Source organism: Vibrio sp. 10N.247.311.14 (assembly GCF_041467715.1).
GTDB lineage: Bacteria > Pseudomonadota > Gammaproteobacteria > Enterobacterales > Vibrionaceae > Vibrio > Vibrio crassostreae_C.
The window spans coordinates 233,969-254,815 of record NZ_JBFSVE010000001.1; the positions used below are offsets into that span (position 1 = coordinate 233,969).

A 20,847-nucleotide genomic window follows, 5' to 3' on the forward strand; every position below is an offset into this window, starting at 1 on the left:
TCTCCTTGCTGAATTATTCTTCGTCGCCGAACCAACAGATGTTACGCGCAGCCATAATTAGCTCGCCTGCACGCTCTGCAGTTAGGTCTTCGATGCCTTCTAGTTCATCAACGCCTTGGTCAGCTAGGTCTTCCAGTGTCGCAACGCCTTTTGCTGCTAGCTTGTAAGCCATTTCACGCTCAAGACCTTCAAGTGCAAGTAAGTCTTCAGCAGGCTCAACACCGTCGAAAGTTTCTTCTTTCGCTAGCGCTAGAGTAGTCAGTGCGTCTTTTGCGCGGTTACGTAGTTCTTCAACGATACCTTCGTCTAGACCGTCTACTTCAAGAAGCTCGTTCACAGGAACGTATGCTACTTCTTCAAGCGTAGAGAAGCCTTCTTCAACAAGCATTTGAGCAAAGTCTTCTTCAATGTCTAGGTGCTTCATGAAGTTTTCAATAGAGGCAACTGCTTCTTCTTGGTGCTTCTTCTCAAGATCAGCAACAGTCATTACGTTCAGTTCCCAACCAGTAAGTTGAGACGCTAGACGTACGTTTTGACCGCTACGGCCAATCGCTTGTGCTAGGTTATCCGCTTCAACAGCGATATCCATAGAGTGTGCGTCTTCATCAACGATGATTGAAGCAACATCAGCAGGAGCCATTGCGTTGATTACGAATTGAGCCGGGTTATCATCCCAAAGAACGATATCGATACGTTCACCACCAAGATCGTTAGAAACAGCTTGTACACGTGCGCCACGCATACCAACACACGCACCAACTGGGTCAATACGTTTGTCGTTTGTTTTCACAGCGATTTTAGCACGAGAACCAGCGTCACGTGCAGCACCTTTAAGTTCAATTAGCTCTTCACCAATCTCAGGCACTTCAACACGGAATAGTTCAGCTAGCATTTCTGGCTTCGAACGAGTAACGAAAAGCTGGAAACCACGAGCTTCTGGTTTAACTGCGTAAAGAAGACCACGAACACGGTCACCTGGACGGAAGTTTTCACGAGGAAGTTGGTCATCACGAAGGATTACCGCTTCAGCGTTGTTACCTAGGTCTAGAATAATAGTGTCACGGTTAACTTTCTTAACTGCGCCAGTTACTAGCTCGCCTTCGTTATCGATGAACTGCTCAACGATTTGAGCGCGTTCAGCTTCACGTACTTTCTGTACGATAACTTGCTTAGCCGTTTGAGTCGTAATACGGTCAAACGTTACTGATTCGATATCATCTTCAATGAAACCGCCAAGTTCGATCTCTGGGTCATCGTACTTTGCAGCTTCAATAGAGATTTCTTTTGTTGGGAATTCAACTTCCTCAACAGCTTCCCAACGACGGAAAGTTTCGAAATCACCCGTTTTACGGTCAATTTCAACACGAACTTCAATTTCTAGTTCGCTTTTCTTTTTTGTTGCCGTTGCAAGCGCGATTTCAAGCGCTTCAAAAATACGCTCACGAGGAACTGCTTTCTCATTTGAAACAGCTTCTACTACCGCCAAAATTTCTTTGTTCATTAATCTAGCCTCTTAAGCTCTTCTCTCTAGGAGAACTAAAATTTAGGGATCAGGTTAGCTTTCGCAATATTGCTAAGGACGAATTCTTCTTCTTGTCCTTCAACCAATACTTTCACTGTCTCGCCTTCGATAGATTGGATATCACCTTTCCATTTACGACGGTTGCCGACAGCCATTTTCAAAACGATGCTTACCTCGTGACCAATAAATTGTTGGTAATGCTCTGCTTTGAACAGTGGTCTCTCTAAACCTGGTGAAGACACTTCAAGGTTATAAGCCACTGAAATTGGATCTTCAACGTCCATTACAGCACTTACTTGGTGGCTAACTTCAGCGCAATCATCTACATTGATACCGTTTGGTGAATCGATGTAAATACGTAGCGTTGAGTGCTCACCAGCACGAATAAATTCTAATCCAACTAACTCATAACCTGATGCTGCTACTGGAGCGTCAAGCATTTCAGTAAGTTGTCTTTCTAAACCAGTCATTTAACCACTCCAGAAACAAAAAAAGGGCTCAAAGCCCAATTTAAATTCCAAGCAAACATTATCTAAATACATTTACAAATGCTTAGATAACAAAAAACCCCGTATAAGCCGGGGTTTTTGTTGCTGGACCCTTATATGTTAAGTGCCATCACATTCGATATCGCACCTAACTCACAGTGAGGTTCACACTGTGCAAACTTGCTACCAATACAAGCTATATAATAGCATTGAAATTGGTTGCGGGAGCCGGATTTGAACCGACGACCTTCGGGTTATGAGCCCGACGAGCTACCAAACTGCTCCATCCCGCGTCCGACTTGCGAGCATTATACGCCCAACAAGATGTTTTACAAGTTTGTAAACATGGTGCCGAGAGAGGGACTCGAACCCTCACACCCTAAGGCACTAGCACCTCATGCTAGCGTGTCTACCAATTTCACCATCTCGGCATCAAATCTTTACAGATTATTGTGGAATTTCGTCGCCTTGCGCCGGAACTTCACTCACTGCATCATCAGCTTGTTGAATCACCTGACCTTGGGTCGGGTCAATCCATTGTGACTCAGTTTTATGTGTAGACATATTACCAAGCACTAAGCTAAGGATAAAAAATGTAGTTGCAAAAATTGCAGTCATTCGGGTAAGGAAATTTCCTGAGCCACCAGCACCAAACACAGTGTTTGAAGCGCCAGCACCGAAAGAGGCTCCCATATCTGCGCCTTTACCTTGTTGAATCAACACTAGGCCAATTACACCAAGCGCTGCCAACAGGTAAATCACAAGTAGAACTGTAAACATTTTTCCACCTATGTTCCTAATTGTTGAGCCAGCGCCGTTCAAAAAACTATTTTTAAGAACAAGGCTAGCGACCTCCTAACTGAAGGCCGAGCAATACTAGCGAATGCGACGATGGCTGACAAGGAGAATTTGCTAAAAAATAAGCCTTTACCAAGTGAGTGGTCAAAAAAAGGTCAAAAGCGACACAAAACTCATTTACGTCTCTCTTGACCGTTATATCTTTTGACCGTGAGATAACTCAATCACTTCTAATCACAGGCGCTATTCGCTGCGCCAGCTAAGTAAAAGGTTAAATTAGCAGTTTGCTTTTACTGCATCTGCAATCTTAAGCGCTGATGCTTGAACAAGCTCTGCATCTTCGCCTTCAACCATGACACGCAGTAGTGGCTCGGTACCAGACTTGCGTAATAGCACACGACCTTTCTCGCCAAGCTCAGCTTCTACTTCAACAACCGCTGTTTTTACCGCTTCGGCTTCTAGTGGGTTTGAATCTCCGCTGAAACGAACGTTTTCTAGAACTTGAGGGTACAACGTCATGCCCTGAGACAACTCATTCAGTGTCATTTCGCTATCAACAACTGAAGCCAAAACTTGCAGAGCAGCAACGATAGCATCACCCGTCGTCACTTTATCTAGTAGGATAACGTGCCCCGAGTTTTCAGCGCCGATCTTCCAGCCTTTAGCAAGAAGCTGTTCCATTACGTAACGGTCACCAACAGCAGCACGTACAAACGGAATACCTAACTGCTTAAGGCCGTTTTCCATACCCAGGTTGGTCATTAGTGTACCAACAACGCCGCCTTTCAACTCACCACGACGCAGTGCATCACGAGCAATAATGTAAGCGATTTGGTCGCCATCAACTTTGTTGCCTAGCTCGTCAACCATGATGATACGGTCACCATCACCATCAAAGCCAAGACCTAATGCCGCTTTTTCTTCAAGCACTTTTGCTTGCAGAGCACGTACATCCGTCGCACCGACTTCGTGGTTGATGTTAGTACCGTTTGGCTCAACACCAATCGCAACGACCTCAGCACCCAGTTCTTTAAATACAGCAGGCGCAATGTGGTAAGTCGCACCATGTGCACAATCGATAACGATCTTCATGCCAGCTAATGTCATTTTATGTGGGAACGTACTTTTACAGAACTCGATGTAACGGCCAGCCGCATCGTTCAAACGTACGGCTTTACCTAGCTCTGAAGAATCAACACATTCGATGTCTTTATCCAACTCTGCTTCAATTGCCAACTCGATATCGTCCGGCAGTTTTGTTCCCTCAGAAGAGAAGAACTTGATACCGTTATCGTAGTATGGGTTGTGTGATGCAGAGATAACAATACCGGCTTCAGCGCGGAAGGTTTGAGTTAGGTAAGCCACAGCAGGTGTTGGCATTGGGCCAGTAAACGTAGCCTGAAGACCAGCAGCAGCAAGGCCAGCTTCTAGCGCTGACTCAAGCATGTAACCAGAGATACGAGTATCTTTACCAATGATGACTTTCTTTGTGCCTTGCTTCGCAAGAACACGACCCGCAGCCCAGCCAAGCTTCAGAACAAAATCAGGTGTAATCGGGTACTGGCCTACTTTGCCACGCACACCATCTGTGCCGAAATAACGTCTTTTATCAGACATAGTGATTTTCCTTAATTATATTTAGTGATTGTTGTTCATCACTTCGATTATTTTCATCGCTTCCAGTGTCTCCTCGACATCATGAACGCGAATAATTTGTGCGCCTTTCATCGCGGCAATCGTCGCGCAAGTGACGCTTGCGACCATGCAGTCGGCCGGAACCTTGTCTAGCAATTTAAAGATCATCGATTTTCTCGACATCCCCGCTAAAACAGGTAAGCCTAACGAATGAAACTTTTCAAGGTGCGCTAATAGGTGGTAATTATGCTCAATGGTTTTACCAAAACCAAAACCAGGATCCAGAATCAGCTGATCTTTTGATATACCAACAGCCTCACAAGCCTCCACCCTTTCTTTTAAGAACGCTTCAACATCCATTAGGACATCATCGTAATTAGGGTTAGCTTGCATGGTTCTTGGCTGACCTTTCATGTGCATCAGGCAAACGGGCACATTAGCATCGGCGGCCGCTTCTAAAGCTCCGGGCTCTTGCAGTGCGCGCACATCATTGATCAAATCAGCCCCCGCTTCAACGGCTTGGCGCATCACTTCAGCTTTACTGGTATCAATGGAGATCCACACATCAAACTTAGCGCGAATTGCTTTAATGGCAGGAATAACGCGAGCGAGCTCTTCTTCTAAAGGAACGTCAGGCGCTCCCGGGCGAGTTGATTCACCACCAATGTCAATAATGCTAACACCAGCTTGAATCATTCGCTCTGCTTGCAGTAAAGCATTATCTAATGAATTGAATTTTCCGCCATCAGAGAAAGAGTCAGGCGTAACATTGAGGATACCCATCACATGTGGGCGGTCTAAAACGAGCGTTTTATTATGTGCTTTTAATATCATGGAAGGTGGGTCTTAAAGGTAAAAACATCTAGGGCTAGAAACAGAAAAACCCTGAGCGTACTCAGGGTTTTAATTTATAACTTAGCGATTAAGAATCTTTGTTTTGAGCATCATCTGTTTCAGATTTAACTTCTTCAACTTTCGACTCTTCAGCTTTTGGTTCCGCTTTAGCTTCTTCTGCCTTAGCTTCAGGTTTTGCTTCTTCCTTTGTAGGTTCAGCTTTTACCTGATCACCCCAACCAGCTGGATCACGAATCTCTTGCTTACGCTCCATCAAGTCATCAATTTGACCTGCATCGATCGTTTCGAACTTCATTAGAGCGTCTTTCATCGAATGCATGATATCCATGTTATCTTCAAGAATCTTCTTAGCTCTATCGTAGTTACGGTCGATAAGGATACGAATCTCTTCATCGATAAGCTTAGTCGTGTCATCAGAAACGTGCTTAGCTTGGCTCATGCCGCGACCTAGGAAAACTTCACCTTCTTCTTCTGCGTAAAGAAGAGGACCCAATTTCTCAGAGAAGCCCCACTGCGTAACCATCTTACGAGCAATATCAGTTGCACGTTCGATATCGTTAGACGCACCAGTTGACACTTTGTCTTTACCGTAAATCAGTTCTTCAGCAAGACGACCACCGTACAGGCTAGAAATCATAGACTCTAGATGTTGGCGAGACATGCTCACACGATCTTGCTCTGGCAAATACATGGTTACACCAAGCGCACGACCACGTGGAATGATTGACACCTTGTACACTGGATCGTGTTCAGGTACCAAACGACCAACAATTGCATGACCCGCTTCGTGGTAAGCCGTTGACTCTTTCACTTCTTCAGACATAACCATTGAACGGCGCTCTGCACCCATCATAATTTTGTCTTTCGCAAGTTCAAACTCAACCATAGATACATTGCGCTTGTTACCACGAGCAGCAAATAGCGCCGCTTCGTTCACAAGGTTCGCAAGATCTGCACCAGAGAAGCCTGGAGTACCACGAGCGATCAGCGACGGTTCAACATCACCTGATAGTGGCACTTTACGCATGTGTACTTTAAGAATCTGTTCACGACCACGTACATCCGGTAGACCAACCACAACTTGACGGTCAAAACGACCAGGACGAAGTAATGCAGGGTCTAGTACGTCTGGACGGTTAGTCGCAGCGATAACGATAATACCTTCGTTACCTTCGAAACCATCCATCTCAACCAACATTTGGTTCAGTGTTTGTTCACGTTCATCGTGACCACCACCAACACCAGCGCCACGTTGACGACCTACAGCATCAATTTCATCGATAAAGATGATACAAGGTGCCGCTTTCTTCGCTTGTTCGAACATGTCACGCACACGAGATGCACCAACACCAACAAACATTTCAACGAAGTCAGAACCAGAGATAGTAAAGAACGGTACTTTCGCTTCACCGGCAATCGCTTTTGCAAGCAATGTTTTACCCGTACCAGGAGGACCAACCAACAGGATACCTGTCGGGATCTTACCACCTAGCTTTTGGAAGCGGCTTGGGTCACGAAGGTAGTCCACAAGCTCTTTCACGTCTTCTTTTGCTTCGTCACAACCAGCAACATCAGCAAACATGGTTTTGATTTGTTCTTCGCTCATCATTCGAGCTTTACTCTTACCGAAAGACATCGCGCCTTTACCGCCGCCGCCGCCTTGCATTTGACGCATGAAGAAAATCCATACACCAATCAGTAAGATCATTGGGAACCATGAGATGAAGATAGTGCCAAGCAGGCTCTGCTCTTCAGGTGGTGTACCCTGAACTTTTACGTTTTGATTAATTAAGTCATCAAGTAGCTTTTGATCATAAACAGGCATGTAAGTTACATACTTAGAACCACCACCACGACGTGTGAAAGTGATTTCGCTGTTATTGAACTGTGCGTCTTGAATCTGGCCTTGGCCAACTTCCTGTACAAACGTGGTGTAATCTACTGCTCTGCCGTTACTCTCCCCAGGGCCGAAGCTCTGGAATACCGACATCAACACTACCGCGATAACAAGCCACAGAATTAAATTTTTTGCCATGTCACTCAAGGTGTAAGCCTCTCGATAACTAATTGTAATTAAAGGTAGGGTACTACAGTTTGTAACCTGTAGCCATGTTGTTAACTCTCACTCTTGGAAGAGAATCGTTAACCTTTGTAACCAGTGGCTACGATAAACACTTCACGAGATCGAGCTCGAGAAGAGTCGGGTTTTCTAACTTTTACTGTTTTAAACATCTCGCGGACGTCCTTAACGTATTGGTCAAACCCTTCGCCTTGGAATACTTTTACAACAAAACTACCATTGGTAGCTAGAACTTGTCGACACATATCCAAAGCTAATTCAACTAAATACATAGCTCTTGGCTGATCCACAGAGTTGTTGCCTGCTATATTAGGTGCCATATCTGACATCACGACATCAACCATGTTTGGTTGTATACGTTCCAACAAGGCATCTAGCACAGCTTCTTCGCGGAAATCGCCTTGTAAAAAGCTAACACCAGCAATCGGATCCATTGGTAACAAGTCACACGCAATGATTTGTCCGTTGTCTCCAACAATCTTAGCAGCATATTGAGACCAACCGCCAGGTGCTGCACCCAAATCCACAATGGTCATCCCAGGAGACAGCAATTTATCTTTCGTTTGAATCTCTTCCATTTTGAAATAAGCACGTGAACGATAGCCTTTCTTTCTTGCTTCATTTGCGTACTTGTCGTCGAAGTGTTCCTTCAACCAACGGCCTGAACTGGCCGAGTGTTTCTGTTTGCTCATTGGATACCTAAATTGGAGGAAAGTACTAATTGCTGAATAAATTATAGTCTTCAGCTTTAGATGGCGTTAAAATAGGTTTTTTCAACCCTAATAGTAAAGAAAATTGGCCGCGTAATGAACCTAAGTACCAAACAAAAGCAGCATCTAAAGGGCCTAGCTCACAGTTTAAAACCTGTTGTGCTAATGGGCGCAAATGGACTTACTGAAGCTGTTCTAGCGGAAATCGAATTAGCTCTAGACCACCACGAACTGATCAAGATTAAAGTTGCATCAGAAGACCGTGAGACTAAGCAACTGATTATCGATGCAATTGTACGTGAAACTAAAGCTGAGAAAGTACAGACTATCGGTAAAGTTCTAGTACTGTTCCGCCAGTCAGAAGCACGTAAAATCGAGATTCCACGTAAATAAGCGAGTTTGATATAAGCTAACTTCACTAATAGGAAGCCACAGCGCTTATCTTTTAGTGTAGCGTGAGAAACGAAAAAGGTCGCATTTAGCGACCTTTTTACTTATCAGAAACAAAGAAAATTCAATTAGATATATTCTACTTTGTCGATTTCGAAGTCTTTGTCACCACCAGGGGTAGAGATCATGACTTCGTCGCCTTCCATTTTACCGATAAGACCGCGAGCAATTGGCGATTTCACAGAAATGCGACCCGTTTTGATGTCTGCTTCGTCTTCTGAAACGATTTGGTAGCGGAACTCATCATCGGTATCCACATCAATCAGTGTCACTGTCGTACCAAAGATAATCTTGCCCGTATTATCCATTTGCGTTACATCGATGATCTGAGCCAGTGATAGCTTATATTCAATATCACGGATCTGAGCTTCACAAATACCCTGCTCTTCACGAGCGGCGTGGTATTCAGCATTCTCTTTCAGGTCACCTAGTTCACGTGCTTCACCAATAGCTGCTGAGATAACAGGGCGTAGCTTAAGTAGGCGATCTAATTCGTCACGTAGCTGCTGAGCGCCACGTACTGTCATTGGAACCTTTTCCATTTTTTACCTCTATGCCAAAGCTTTCTTTGGCCAACATAAATACACCCAACGTATTTATTGGGTGATAGAAACAAAACGATTTGGCTTAGTGTAAACAAACTTTATGGCTAAATCACCTTTATTCCACTTTGCGTTATAAAAGCTTTATCTAGGTCTAAATTACAGACATCACAAAAATGAATAATAACTTCCCCATCAATAAGTGGAGAGTTAAATACCTAAAAAAACAAAAAACAAACAAAATAAACACAGATCACACTTTTATAAAATACACTCAAAAACAACTACTTAAACAAAAAAGAACATAATAAAACAGTGTTCATTTTTTAGTTTTATATCATTTTACTAACTGACCATGGAACTTTAGAGGTAAAAAGTAACCCATGGATTGCACTGGCATTTTCAGACTTCTGTTCTAATCATGATTATGAAGCCTGATTAATACAGGCAATACACAAAAGGGTTCAAATCCTTAATAAAACTTCTATGGACAGTAATTAGGAAATTATAACATGAACAAGACTATGATCGCGCTTGCTGTATCTGCTGCAGCTCTTGCTACTAACGCAGTGGCAGCCGACGGTAAACAAGCTGGTGATATTGCCGGTACTTCTGTATACAGCTCAAACGGCACTTCTCTAGAGATCGGTGGTCGTGCGGAAGCTCGTCTATCGATGAAAGATGGCAAAGCTGAAGACAAAACACGTGTACGTCTTAACTTCCTAGGTAAAGTTGAAATCCAAGACGGCCTATACGGCGTTGGTTTCTACGAAGGCGAATTCACAACTGCTGAAAACGGTGGTGCTACAGACAGCAACAGCGACAGCATCACAAACCGTTACACATACGCTGGTATTGGCGGTACATTCGGTGAAGTTACATACGGTAAAAACGACGGTGCGCTAGGCGTTATCACTGACTTTACCGATATCATGTCTTACCACGGTAACTCAGCGGCAGACAAAATCGCAGTTGCTGACCGTTCAGACAACATGCTTTCGTACAAAGGTCAATTCCAAGATCTAGGCGTTAAAGCAAGCTACCGCTTCGCTGACAGTGATGGCGGTAAAGTAAACGGTGAAATCAACGACAACGGCAAAGATGGCTACTCTCTATCTGCTATCTACGCAATCGGTGATTCTGGCGTTAAACTAGGTGCTGGTTACGCAGACCAAGATCAATCTAACGAGTACATGCTTTCTGCATCTTACCGCATGAGCGATTTCTACTTCGCAGGTGTATTCACTGATGGTGAAAAACAAGCGACGACAGCAACTGGCGCTGAATACAACAACAGATCTGTAGATTACACAGGTTACGAATTTGCAACGGCTTACACACTAGATCAAACTGCATTCACGCTAACGTACAACAATGCAGAAACTGACGGTGAAACTTCTGCAGATAACGTTGCAATCGATGCAACTTACTACTTCAAGCCTAACTTCCGTACTTACATCTCGTACAACTTCAACCTAATCTCTGAAGGCGACAAGATCGGTACAACAAACCTAGTGGCAAACGGCAACGCAACCTCTGCTCAAGCTGAAGACGAAATCGCTCTAGGTCTACGTTACGACTTCTAATTCTGATTATCTAATTGATTAATTAGTTAATTGAGAATCAAAACGCCCGCTATCTAGCGGGCGTTTTTTATATCTGTATACTGAAAACATCAGCCATCCAAGAAATCTTCTATGCGCCTTCTATCCACACTACTTGTATGTAGTTTTTCCATTAGCGCTTTCTCAGTTAACGCTTACGCCCCTTTAGATAAACTGCCTGATGGCAGTAGCACCAGTGTGATTTTGGAATCCCTGAGTGGCGTCTCAAATAAAATGAATTCCAACAGTGATGGCTTCTATCCACCCGCCAGTACTTTAAAGCTGGTGACAGCTTTGGCGGCTAAGTTGGAATTAGGGGATGACTTTCACTACATGACCAGCATTGCCCGTTCTGGGAATGACTCAATCATTTCATTTAGTGGCGACCCAACGCTGCAACGAGAACAGCTTAAAAGCCTTTTGGCTCAATACGCTAAGTCTCAATCAAGAACCATAAAGGGCAACTTATACCTCGATAACTCGACTTTTACGGGCTATCAGCGAGCGGTGGGTTGGCCTTGGGACATTCTAGGCGTTTGTTACAGCGCGCCTTCTAGTGCAATGACCTTAGACAGCAACTGCGCACAAGCCTCTATTTATACAAAAGATAATGGTACGACACGCGTTTATATTCCCGCTCACTATCCGATAGACGTGACGACCACTGCCACCACGGTAACTCGCTCTGGGCAAAAGGCAACACAATGCGACTTAGAGCTCATCACCACACCAGATAACGCTTACAAGCTCTCTGGTTGCTTAGTTGAACGTAAAAAGCCACTGCCACTCAAGTTCGCGATTCAAAATCCAGAACTTTATACCTATCAAGTCGTTACGTCGCTTCTCAAAGAACTGAAAATAGAAGTAAAAGGTGATGTGATTATTGGTAAAAAAGCGAAAGCAGACAAAACCACGTTAGTCGCTAGTCACAACTCAGAAAAGCTTCCTGAACTGCTCGATATCATGCTCAAAAAGTCGGATAACCTTATCGCAGATAATCTAACTAAAACGCTAGGAGCGACATTTTATGTTCAACCGGGTAGCTTCAATAACGGTACTGAAGCGATAAAACAGATATTACTGACCAAGGCTAATATTGACCTCCGTAAAGCGCAGCTCGTCGATGGTTCAGGGTTATCCAGAAATAACCGAATGAGGTCACAGACCATGGCTCAAGTGCTTCGTTATATCTGGGAAAACGATCAACAGCTCAACCTGATTGAGGCTATGCCTACATCTGGCACTGATGGAACGCTCAAATACCGTCAAAGCATGAGAAAAGCACCGATTCAAGGCAACATTATCGCCAAAAGTGGTTCTCTATACGGCAGTTACAACATGGCGGGATACGGATTAGATAAGGCGGGAAAACCAAGCTCTCTGTTTGTGCAGTTTGTTCGTGATTACTTCCCTGAAGAACAAGATCCAGACAAACCAGTGGAAGCACCTATCACCCAGTTTGAACGTGCTTTCTACAAAGATGTGGTCGAGTTCAGTCAAACACAAAGCAAATCTAAGTAATGCTTAGCTCTGTGTAAACTTCTACTTTAATAACAAAAATGGCGCTGAAGACCTTCAATCTTCAGCGCCATTTTTATTTCTCAGATGTATTTAGCTATTTTTATCAGCTTTTAAGCGATTCCTAGAAATAAGTTCACCACAGTGAAGTAGATCCACATTCCTGAGATATCCACTATCGATGCAAGTACTGGGCTCACTAACACCGCTGGATCAAGCTTAAATAGCCTAGCAACTATCGGTAACCCTCCGCCGAGTACAGTTGATATGGTCACCTGAATAAACAGCGCGACCGCAATCGCTAATGCAATCATGTTGATGTCATAACCACCTGTCGATTGGTTTTCACTGAATAGCAAAATGCGCCCAATCATAACTACGGCAATCGCTAGAGCTAAACAAATAGCAACTCTAAACTCTTTCCACAGCACGTTAGCCCATTGGCGTTTTTTCAACTCACCGGTGGCTAAGGCTCGGATCACCAAAGTCGCGGCTTGTGTTCCGGTATTACCACCAGCAGCAGCAATTACCGGCATGTAGATTGCCAAAAGAACCAACTGACTGAGAATGTCTTCATACTGAGCAATGATAAGCCCTGAGACGATTCCCAATAGTGCTAACGCAATAATCCAACCGATACGCTGCCTGACGTGGCTCATGACGCCAGTCGAAAGGTAACCCTGTTGAGGTTCTACCTCAGAGTAGATCAGCCCTAGTTGGTGAGCTAGATGTCGAGAGCGCTTCTCAAAGCCCTGCTCTTCTAGCTCACTAAGTAAAGTCTGAATCGTACTCAAAGAGCATTGCCCCAGCACTAGCACCGCATCTTCGAGCGGCATTCGATTCAAAAGATTAATTTGTTGTTCACGTCCGTACTGTTGAAATGCATTCGATACAGCTTGGATGTCTTGCTCTGAGTACAGAGCTTCAATAGATAAAAAAGTGTTGTTCATTACCGTCATGGCGAATCTCCCGATTGGCAAAGGTAACGACCATCAAAACAAATAGCCTATAGCTAATACACCAAGAGCGTACAGCTAAGCGCACCAAGAGCTGAAAGCTACTGATGTGTCTACTTGTTAGAATCTAGTGTGTGGAAAAGAATGCGGGGGAAAACAAAGATACCCTACCTGAACGGCAGGACAATAGATCAATACCGAGACAGGTTATTCTTCTCCATTCAAACTAGGAGGATGGTCGGTATTGTTCATAAAAATCTCCAGAATTACTGTCAATTTGACAGCGCGCATAGTGTAGCAATAGGCGTTTCAAAGTTTCGTCAATTTTAAGTCAATAAAAAAGGCATCCGTGGATGCCTTTGGTTCAATTATTGATGTGCATTATTACTTAATAGTAATACGAGCAAACTTACGCTTACCTACTTGGTAAACGGCAGTACCTGCTTCAGGCACGAATTTGCTGTCTTCAATCTTCTCGCCTTCAAGCTTAGCCGCACCTTGCTTGATCATACGCATCGCATCAGAAGTCGAGTTTACAAGACCCGCTTCTTTTAGAACGTTCGCAATTGGCAGGCCTGCTTCGAATTCAAACTCCGGCATTTCATCAGGAACTTGGTTCTTAGCAAAACGGTTAACGAACTCTTGCTCAGCGGCTTCGGCATCTGCTTCACTGTGGAAACGAGCGATGATCTCTTTAGCAAGAAGCACTTTAACGTCACGCGGGTTCTTACCTGCATCAACGCCAGCTTTCAGTTCCGCAACTTCTTCAAGAGGACGGAAAGACAGCAGCTCGTAGTAGCTCCACATTAGATCGTCAGAGATAGACATGATCTTACCAAACATCTCGCTTGGTGCTTCGCTAATACCGATGTAGTTATGCGCAGACTTAGACATCTTCTTAACACCGTCTAGACCAACAAGTAGTGGCATCATTAGTACCGCTTGTGGTTTTTGACCTGCTGCTTTTTGCAGTTCACGACCCATTAGAAGGTTAAACTTCTGGTCAGTACCGCCAAGCTCAACGTCGCTCTCTAGTGCAACAGAGTCGTGACCTTGTAGAAGTGGGTACATGAATTCGTGGATTGCGATCGGTTGACCACCAGCGTAACGCTTTTTGAAGTCATCACGCTCAAGCATACGAGCAACAGTTTGGTTAGAAGCAAGACGAATCATGCCTTCAGCACCAAGCTCAGATAGCCATTCAGAGTTGAAACGAATTTGCGTTTTCGCAGGATCTAGAATTTTGAATACTTGTTCTTTGTAAGTTTCAGCATTCTTCAATACGTCTTCACGGCTTAGTGGTGGACGTGTTGAGTTTTTACCTGATGGGTCACCAACCATTGCAGTGAAATCACCGATAAGGAATGTCACTTCATGACCAAGCTCTTGAAAAGCACGAAGCTTGTTAAAGATAACCGTATGGCCTAGGTGGATATCTGGAGCTGTTGGATCGGCACCCAGCTTAATGCGTAAAGGACGACCTTCTTTTAGTTTCGCAATCAGTTCGTCTTCTGGAATCAGTTCTTCTACGCCACGTTTGATCTCGGCTAGTGCAGCTTCAATACTCGCCATTCTTGTTCACTCCCACAGATTTGGCAAAAATACATTAATTAGACATCTTACTTGAATAGCGATGTATTTTGAAACCAGTTACACTATTCCGTCGTCGATTTTCATAATATTTACAGAACGAACCGGAACATGTTGTCTATTTTTGCACGCCTTCCTATTTTGCACCGGGCTTTTATCGCATTTTTTAGTGCCATAATTTTCGTCGCGATTTTCTTACTCCCCGACGTCAACAGTTTGCGTGACGATTCGGGCGCTTTAGTTGTGGGAAAACATTACCCACTGACTATCAATGCCTCTGCACTTATTAGCTCAAGTGACGCTCCACCGACGGCAGTGCTCAATTGGGAGAAATACACCGTTCGTTCTGGCGAAAGCACCTCTGTTTTATTTGAACGTATTGGCCTCTCATACCGTCTGCTGATCACGCTACTCAATACCAATAATGATATTAAGAAGCAGCTGTCTAACCTAAGACCTGGTGATGTCTTGCAGTTCGGCTTTGATGAAAACAACGACCTTATTCAGTTAAAACGACAACTTAGTGCGTTTGAAAGCTTCAAGATCACTAAATCTGGCGATTCTTTCTCATCAAGTTTCGACAAAAAAGAAGTGGTATACCAATACAATTATGCCGAAGCCAACATCACCTCTAACTTCTGGAACGCTGGCGTCAGCGCAGGTTTAACCGCAAACCAAATTATGGAACTGGCCGGCATCTTCGGTTGGGATATCGACTTTGCGTTAGATATTCGTAAGAACGACAGCTTCAAAATCTTATACCAAGAGAAAGTGGTTGAAGGTGAAGTAGTTGGTCGCGGTAAGATCATGGCAGCCGTGTTCAAAAACCAAGGCGATTCATTTACCGCGGTATTGGATGATAAAAGCGGCAACTACTTCGATGAAAATGGTCGTGCGATGAAGAAGGCGTTCTTGCGCTCACCAATTGATTTTCGTCGCGTAACATCGAACTTTAACCCTACCAGGAGACACCCAGTAACCGGTAAGATTCGAGCTCACCGCGGTACTGACTACGCAGCCCCTGTTGGCACGCCTATCTGGGCAGCCGGTGACGGTATTGTTCAGAAGTCAGGTTACAACCAATTCAATGGTAACTACGTGTTCATCCGCCACAGCAACACCTACATCACCAAGTACCTGCACATGAAGCGACGTATGGTGAAAACCGGTCAGCGCGTAAAACAAGGCCAAACCATTGGTACTTTGGGCGGTACAGGCCGTGTGACTGGCCCGCACTTACATTATGAATTCTTGGTTAATGGCGTACATAAAAATGCGCGTACCGTGAAATTGCCTCAATCCAAGTCGTTAACTGGTAAAGCAAAAGCAACCTTTATTGCCAACTCAGAGATTCGATTAAGAAACCTTGAGCGATACGGTCAGTTACTAGCGACTAACTAGGCGTTTGTAGCTTCACTGCAAAATAGAAAAATGCAAAGAGCGCCCATCAAGGCGCTCTTTTTTATGCTCACATACCACAACTAGCTACTGTTTTTCAGGTTTGTTGTTCCGTCCAAGCATTAACAAACAAGGGGTTAATACTAAAGTCAGCACCGTGGCAAACGCCAAACCACCAGCAATAGCGGTCGCAAGCTGTGACCACCATTGTGTACTTGGCGCGCCAAACTCTATCTTTTGATTAATCAGGTCGATGTTCATCTCTAACACCATCGGCATTAAACCTAAGATAGTCGTAACCGTCGTGAGCATTACTGGCCTTAAACGCTGAACACCGGTTCTTAGAATCGCATCTCGCTTGTCCAAGCCTCTTTTGATGAGCTGATTATAAGTATCAATCAACACGATGTTGTTGTTCACGACTATGCCGGCGAGCGCTATTACCCCAATTCCCGACATCACAATGCCAAACGGACGTTGGAAGATCAGTAAGCCAACGAACACGCCAACGGTCGAAAACAATACAGCACTCAGAATCAAAAACGCTTGATAGAAGCTATTGAACTGAGTAATCAGAATCAAAGCCATTACCGCCAAAGCAACCAAGAAAGCACTTTGTAAAAAGGCTGACGAGTTTTCTTGTTCTTCGTTTTGACCACGGATGCGAAATTCCACGCTACTCGGCAGCCCTAGCTCACTCAATGCTTGTTCGATCTTTGGTAGTTCGAGAGCAAGGTTATACCCTTCTTCCATATCCGCCATGATGTTCACCACACGCTTGCCATCAAGGCGTTTAATGGTGTCTTGCTTATGGTCGGGAACGATCTGAGCGAAATTAGTAATAGGTACTAAACCTGCTGGCGTTTTCACCCTAAGCTGGTCGAAGCGCCCGATATCACGCTTATCATTAGGGTAGCGCACCAAGATATCGACCTCTTCTGAAGAGTCATCGGGCAGATAATCACCAATCTTGAGACCATTAGTCACGAATTGAACGGTGTTACCCACTAAGGTCGCATCAGCTGCAAAGCGCGCAGCATCGTCGCGGCGAATATCCACCTTCCAATCGATGCCATCTTTACTCGCAGTATCGCTGATATTGGTCAGTGCTTTATTTCCATCAGCCCAACCTCTCACAATTTTTGCAGCTTGATTGAGCTGCTCTGGAGTTCTTGCCGACAGCTCAATCACTAAGTCATTTTCAACCGGAGGCCCAGCATCAGGGAACTTATATTCAATCTCAACACCAGCGTATTGATCGGTTTGTACCTTCAACTCATCAATAATCGCCTTAACGCTGCGTCGATATTGCCAGTCAACAGGCGTAATTGAGATCAAACCAATCTGGTCGTCACCACCAGTACGCGTGTAAACGGTATCGAACTCATCATGATTGAGCATCATCAGTTCAATATCACGCATGATGTCATCCTTTTCTTGGATAGACAGATCCCCATGCGAGCGAACTTTGACATTAAAGAATGGCGGATCAACTTCTGGGAAGAACTCTGCACCTAGACCCGCTTTTGAATAAGTAAAACCAACTGCAACCGCGAGCAGTATCGCACTGAACAAAATCTTAAAGGGGTGTTTAATCGCTAAAGAAAGCGTGTGGTAGTAAGCCTTGGTTAAACCAGTAGCCTGTGAAAAGTCACCATTATGCAGTGCGACCATTCGAGCTTGGCTTTTAGACGATACGTATTGAGGTTTGCCAATCAAACCGCCCAGCACGGGCACAAACAACAACGCCATGATCAATGATGCAGTTAAAGTCGCGATCAGAGTTAGTGGTAAGAACTTCATAAATTCGCCCGTCACATCAGGCCAAAACAGTAACGGAGCAAATGCGGCTAAGGTTGTGGCAGTCGATGCGGTTATCGGCCACGCCATCCGTTTCGCTGCATCTCGGTAAGCGGCTTTGCGCCCTTCACCCTCTTGCATTCGCCTGTCTGCAAATTCGGTCACCACAATCGCACCGTCTACTAGCATCCCCACCGCCATAATCAGAGAGAACAGCACTACGATGTTGACGGTTAAGCCAAACACCGAAAGAACCAATAACCCGGTTAGGAATGAGCCTGGAATGGAAATACCCACTAACAAAGCGGTACGCACACCAAGAATCGCGATGATAACGATCACCACCAGAATAATGGCGGATAAGATATTGTTTTGCAGATCATTAAGCATGATCTTCACATCTTTAGATTCATCCCAGGTGTATTTGACCAACAGGTTATTTGGCCATTCCGCTTGCTGCTGAGCACCAGCCATTACCGCTTTGACTAGCTCAACGGTTTCGATGATGTTCTCACCTGCACGCTTCTTGATATCCAACACCACCGCAGATTTGCCATCTAAACGAGCAAAACTTTCAGGATCTCGAAACGCTCGACGAACCGTAGCGACATCGCCAAAAGTGACCACCTGCTTGCCATCCACTTTAATAGGCAACTCAAGCACGTCTTTTAAGGAGTTAAATACCGAAGGGACTTTGACAGAAAAACGTCCGTAGCCAGTATCAACAAAACCTGCGGCCACCACTCGATTGTTCAGAGCGATCAGATTATAGATGTCCGCTTGATCTAGGCTGTAACTCTCCATCAACAGCGGATCGACAATGATCTCGACGATGTCATCGCGATCGCCCGCAATATCGACTTCAAGGATCTGACGATAACTTTCGAGCTTATCCCCAAGTTCTCGAGCAATTTGCACTATGGTGCGCTCAGGCACGGTACCAAACAGAACCACAGACAACACAGGCTGCTCAGAAGCGAGGGTAACTTCATTTACAGTCGGCTCATCGCTATCTTCTGGCAATTTGGGCTTAGCCAGATCAACAGCGTCACGAACATCAGCCATCGCTTTAGTAAGATCGACGCCAACATTAAACTCTAACACCACAGAGGCGTGCCCTTCTGCTGCGGTTGCTGTCATCTCTTTTACGCCTTCGATTGACCTAAGCTCTTGCTCAATAGGTCGAACCAATAAACGTTCTGAATCCGTTGGCGAGATCCCTTGATGCCCGACTGAAACGTAGATAATTGGGATGGTAATGTCTGGGCTCGATTCCTTAGGTATCGTGATATAGGTGACGACACCGGCTACAAGGATTAACGCTAAAAGGGAGAGCATTGTTCGAGCACGAGACAAGGCTGCATCAATAATTGAATACATCGGTTATCTCCTACTCTGCGGTTACGTTAGAGAGTTCAGCGACTTGCTCAACAGCAATCACCGAATCACCATCACGCACAAACCCTTGGCCTACTGTGATGATATCGACGCGTTGACCTAGCCCCGTGAGCCACACTCCATCTTGTTCGGCCTTTACTAGCTGAATGCCTACAAACTTCACCGTTGGTGAGTCATCGACTGAAACCAAGGTTTTGACCCCTAGGTTACCCGCCTCATCCAATGCTAGCATCGCCGGTGTTATCTTTATTGCATCTCTTGTTTCTAGGTTGAGTTTAACTTCGGCACTGACACCTGCTGGTAATAGGCCTTTAGAGTTATCGATTTCTATCTCGATTGGGAAGGTATTAGTAGCAACAGAAGAGATACGAGAAACATAGCGTAAACGGCCTTCCGCTTCTTCTCGCCCTAACAAACGAACCAAAGCAGATTGATTGACTAGCAAATGTTGGATATGACGCTCACTGACATCCGCCTCAATAACCAAAGGATCGAGGTCAATCACGCCAGCAACAGGATCGCCAACACTAACGAAATCACCGAGCTCCACCATCAAATCTTGAACCACACCCGAAAAAGGCGAAGTAATCACAGTATTCTTTAAAGCCAACTCCGCATTGCGCATCATGGCTTTTGCTTCTGTTAATGAAGCCTCAGCTGTGGTGTAGGCGATTTCACCTTGCAGTCCTCTTTTCTTCAGTGACTGCGCCGCTTTGAACTCTTTCTGCTTCAAGCGATATAACGCAGATGCTCGCTCTAGTTGAATCTCTAAATCACCCTTATCTATCTGGGCAATGGCTTGTCCTGCTTTAACCACCCTCCCCTTAACAACATTCAATCTGACAATCTTACCCGCGACTTCTGCACCTAGACGAGCATGCCTATCGGGCGCCGTTCTTCCATATAGATCAATCGTTTTAAAGGTCGGTGATGAGGTGAAGGTTTGAAAGGAAACCTTAGCCAGCGGAATTTCTGTTGCTTTTTTCTCAGGCGACTCTTCTGCTTGCCCTACGCCTAAACCAAGCCAGATCGACAACAACACGACTAGAGTCAGAGAAACCAGCCACGGCTGCTTCAATTTCTGAAAAAGTGGTGAGTTAGAAAATAGAGTGGGCATAACAAATCCTTTTGTCCGATGTCATTCAGGCGCGCTAGTTGGCTTAATAGCGTGATGTGCAACTTCCTTATGCACAAAGGTAACCTTAACAGACCAATCCTCAACGAAGTTGGACGCTATCGACAGTTTAAAAAATATGCCGTGTACTAAAAATGAGAGGAATGCTTTGTCGAGTAGACGACACTTGTTACCAAGTGCCGCCCCTCTAAGAACCGTACGTGCAACTTTCACTGCATACGGCTCAAGCCTCCACTAAGGCATCATTGATACCCAGCAACTTATAACGCAGTCGGGACAGGCTCTTTCCAAGAGTTACGAGCTAGCCTTTTAGATTTTCTCTTCACCAAATATTCTTGGTATTGAGGGTCAAAAGGGGTCGCTGCATT

The 20,847-nt window shown here is 44.8% G+C and carries 16 protein-coding genes and 2 tRNA genes; 4 read left to right on the forward strand and 14 right to left on the reverse strand.

Annotation, left to right across the window (positions count from 1 at the left end):
• Window positions 1-13: 13 nt before the first annotated feature.
• The 9 genes from nusA to rlmE form a co-directional block, all read right to left on the reverse strand.
• Window positions 14-1,501: a transcription termination factor NusA gene (gene nusA / locus AB6F11_RS01100; RefSeq protein ID WP_017059230.1), complete on the reverse strand. Its 1,488-nt coding sequence runs from the start codon at window positions 1,499-1,501 to the stop codon at window positions 14-16.
• A gap of 35 nt (window positions 1,502-1,536) precedes the next feature.
• Window positions 1,537-1,992, reverse strand: coding sequence for a ribosome maturation factor RimP (gene rimP / locus AB6F11_RS01105; RefSeq protein WP_004738265.1), 456 nt, complete (start codon window positions 1,990-1,992; stop codon window positions 1,537-1,539).
• A gap of 234 nt (window positions 1,993-2,226) precedes the next feature.
• Window positions 2,227-2,303, reverse strand: a tRNA-Met gene (locus AB6F11_RS01110).
• A 53-nt stretch (window positions 2,304-2,356) separates the two neighbouring features.
• A tRNA-Leu gene (locus tag AB6F11_RS01115) sits at window positions 2,357-2,441 on the reverse strand.
• A 16-nt stretch (window positions 2,442-2,457) separates the two neighbouring features.
• The gene (gene secG / locus AB6F11_RS01120; RefSeq protein WP_017059392.1) at window positions 2,458-2,790 is read right to left on the reverse strand and encodes a preprotein translocase subunit SecG; all 333 of its coding nucleotides are present in this window, start codon (window positions 2,788-2,790) and stop codon (window positions 2,458-2,460) included.
• A 294-nt stretch (window positions 2,791-3,084) separates the two neighbouring features.
• Window positions 3,085-4,425 (reverse strand): phosphoglucosamine mutase, encoded by a 1,341-nt coding sequence (gene glmM / locus AB6F11_RS01125; protein WP_102393176.1) that lies wholly within the window; start codon window positions 4,423-4,425, stop codon window positions 3,085-3,087.
• Window positions 4,426-4,446: 21 nt separating this feature from the next.
• A complete protein-coding gene (gene folP / locus AB6F11_RS01130; protein ID WP_102393175.1) occupies window positions 4,447-5,277 on the reverse strand; it encodes a dihydropteroate synthase in 831 nt (276 codons plus the stop codon).
• 88 nt (window positions 5,278-5,365) lie between these two features.
• On the reverse strand, window positions 5,366-7,333 hold the full coding sequence (ftsH, locus tag AB6F11_RS01135; protein WP_017068905.1) for an ATP-dependent zinc metalloprotease FtsH: 1,968 nt from the start codon (window positions 7,331-7,333) through the stop codon (window positions 5,366-5,368).
• A gap of 107 nt (window positions 7,334-7,440) precedes the next feature.
• On the reverse strand, window positions 7,441-8,070 hold the full coding sequence (gene rlmE / locus AB6F11_RS01140) for a 23S rRNA (uridine(2552)-2'-O)-methyltransferase RlmE (protein WP_017059396.1): 630 nt from the start codon (window positions 8,068-8,070) through the stop codon (window positions 7,441-7,443).
• 114 nt (window positions 8,071-8,184) lie between these two features.
• On the opposite strand from rlmE, the gene yhbY reads away from it, so the two are divergent.
• Window positions 8,185-8,481 (forward strand): ribosome assembly RNA-binding protein YhbY, encoded by a 297-nt coding sequence (gene yhbY, locus AB6F11_RS01145; protein ID WP_004738252.1) that lies wholly within the window; start codon window positions 8,185-8,187, stop codon window positions 8,479-8,481.
• A 125-nt stretch (window positions 8,482-8,606) separates the two neighbouring features.
• Here yhbY and greA read toward each other — a convergent pair whose 3' ends face one another.
• The gene (gene greA, locus AB6F11_RS01150; RefSeq protein WP_017059397.1) at window positions 8,607-9,080 is read right to left on the reverse strand and encodes a transcription elongation factor GreA; all 474 of its coding nucleotides are present in this window, start codon (window positions 9,078-9,080) and stop codon (window positions 8,607-8,609) included.
• A 512-nt stretch (window positions 9,081-9,592) separates the two neighbouring features.
• Between greA and AB6F11_RS01155 the strand changes: the two genes are divergently transcribed.
• Both AB6F11_RS01155 and dacB read left to right on the forward strand, forming a co-directional pair.
• The gene (locus tag AB6F11_RS01155; protein ID WP_102393174.1) at window positions 9,593-10,666 is read left to right on the forward strand and encodes a porin; all 1,074 of its coding nucleotides are present in this window, start codon (window positions 9,593-9,595) and stop codon (window positions 10,664-10,666) included.
• A gap of 111 nt (window positions 10,667-10,777) precedes the next feature.
• Entirely contained in the window at window positions 10,778-12,205 is a 1,428-nt protein-coding gene (gene dacB / locus AB6F11_RS01160) for a serine-type D-Ala-D-Ala carboxypeptidase (protein ID WP_102393173.1), read from the forward strand.
• A gap of 110 nt (window positions 12,206-12,315) precedes the next feature.
• On the opposite strand, the gene AB6F11_RS01165 is transcribed toward dacB, so the two are convergent.
• Together AB6F11_RS01165 and tyrS are read right to left on the reverse strand one after the other, a co-directional pair.
• On the reverse strand, window positions 12,316-13,161 hold the full coding sequence (locus AB6F11_RS01165) for a magnesium transporter (RefSeq protein ID WP_102393172.1): 846 nt from the start codon (window positions 13,159-13,161) through the stop codon (window positions 12,316-12,318).
• Window positions 13,162-13,542: 381 nt separating this feature from the next.
• Window positions 13,543-14,730: a tyrosine--tRNA ligase gene (gene tyrS, locus AB6F11_RS01170; RefSeq protein WP_017059402.1), complete on the reverse strand. Its 1,188-nt coding sequence runs from the start codon at window positions 14,728-14,730 to the stop codon at window positions 13,543-13,545.
• 129 nt (window positions 14,731-14,859) lie between these two features.
• Between tyrS and AB6F11_RS01175 the strand changes: the two genes are divergently transcribed.
• Window positions 14,860-16,149, forward strand: coding sequence for a peptidoglycan DD-metalloendopeptidase family protein (locus AB6F11_RS01175; protein WP_065584911.1), 1,290 nt, complete (start codon window positions 14,860-14,862; stop codon window positions 16,147-16,149).
• An 84-nt stretch (window positions 16,150-16,233) separates the two neighbouring features.
• Here the strand turns inward: AB6F11_RS01175 and AB6F11_RS01180 are convergent, their stop codons facing one another.
• Both AB6F11_RS01180 and AB6F11_RS01185 read right to left on the reverse strand, forming a co-directional pair.
• Complete coding sequence (locus tag AB6F11_RS01180) at window positions 16,234-19,326, reverse strand: efflux RND transporter permease subunit (RefSeq protein WP_102393171.1); 3,093 nt, start codon at window positions 19,324-19,326, stop codon at window positions 16,234-16,236.
• Window positions 19,327-19,336: 10 nt separating this feature from the next.
• Window positions 19,337-20,461, reverse strand: coding sequence for an efflux RND transporter periplasmic adaptor subunit (locus AB6F11_RS01185; RefSeq protein ID WP_102393170.1), 1,125 nt, complete (start codon window positions 20,459-20,461; stop codon window positions 19,337-19,339).
• Window positions 20,462-20,847: the final 386 nt, after the last annotated feature.

Bases quoted from the DNA above. Each gene is read 5' to 3' on its own strand.
- nusA (WP_017059230.1), bottom strand. From the start codon at position 1,501: ATGAACAAAGAAATTTTGGCGGTAGTAGAAGCTGTTTCAAATGAGAAA.
- rimP (WP_004738265.1), bottom strand. From the start codon at position 1,992: ATGACTGGTTTAGAAAGACAACTTACTGAAATGCTTGACGCTCCAGTA.
- secG (WP_017059392.1), bottom strand. From the start codon at position 2,790: ATGTTTACAGTTCTACTTGTGATTTACCTGTTGGCAGCGCTTGGTGTA.
- glmM (WP_102393176.1), bottom strand. From the start codon at position 4,425: ATGTCTGATAAAAGACGTTATTTCGGCACAGATGGTGTGCGTGGCAAA.
- folP (WP_102393175.1), bottom strand. From the start codon at position 5,277: ATGATATTAAAAGCACATAATAAAACGCTCGTTTTAGACCGCCCACAT.
- ftsH (WP_017068905.1), bottom strand. From the start codon at position 7,333: ATGGCAAAAAATTTAATTCTGTGGCTTGTTATCGCGGTAGTGTTGATG.
- rlmE (WP_017059396.1), bottom strand. From the start codon at position 8,070: ATGAGCAAACAGAAACACTCGGCCAGTTCAGGCCGTTGGTTGAAGGAA.
- yhbY (WP_004738252.1), top strand. From the start codon at position 8,185: ATGAACCTAAGTACCAAACAAAAGCAGCATCTAAAGGGCCTAGCTCAC.
- greA (WP_017059397.1), bottom strand. From the start codon at position 9,080: ATGGAAAAGGTTCCAATGACAGTACGTGGCGCTCAGCAGCTACGTGAC.
- AB6F11_RS01155 (WP_102393174.1), top strand. From the start codon at position 9,593: ATGAACAAGACTATGATCGCGCTTGCTGTATCTGCTGCAGCTCTTGCT.
- dacB (WP_102393173.1), top strand. From the start codon at position 10,778: ATGCGCCTTCTATCCACACTACTTGTATGTAGTTTTTCCATTAGCGCT.
- AB6F11_RS01165 (WP_102393172.1), bottom strand. From the start codon at position 13,161: ATGACGGTAATGAACAACACTTTTTTATCTATTGAAGCTCTGTACTCA.
- tyrS (WP_017059402.1), bottom strand. From the start codon at position 14,730: ATGGCGAGTATTGAAGCTGCACTAGCCGAGATCAAACGTGGCGTAGAA.
- AB6F11_RS01175 (WP_065584911.1), top strand. From the start codon at position 14,860: ATGTTGTCTATTTTTGCACGCCTTCCTATTTTGCACCGGGCTTTTATC.
- AB6F11_RS01180 (WP_102393171.1), bottom strand. From the start codon at position 19,326: ATGTATTCAATTATTGATGCAGCCTTGTCTCGTGCTCGAACAATGCTC.
- AB6F11_RS01185 (WP_102393170.1), bottom strand. From the start codon at position 20,461: ATGCCCACTCTATTTTCTAACTCACCACTTTTTCAGAAATTGAAGCAG.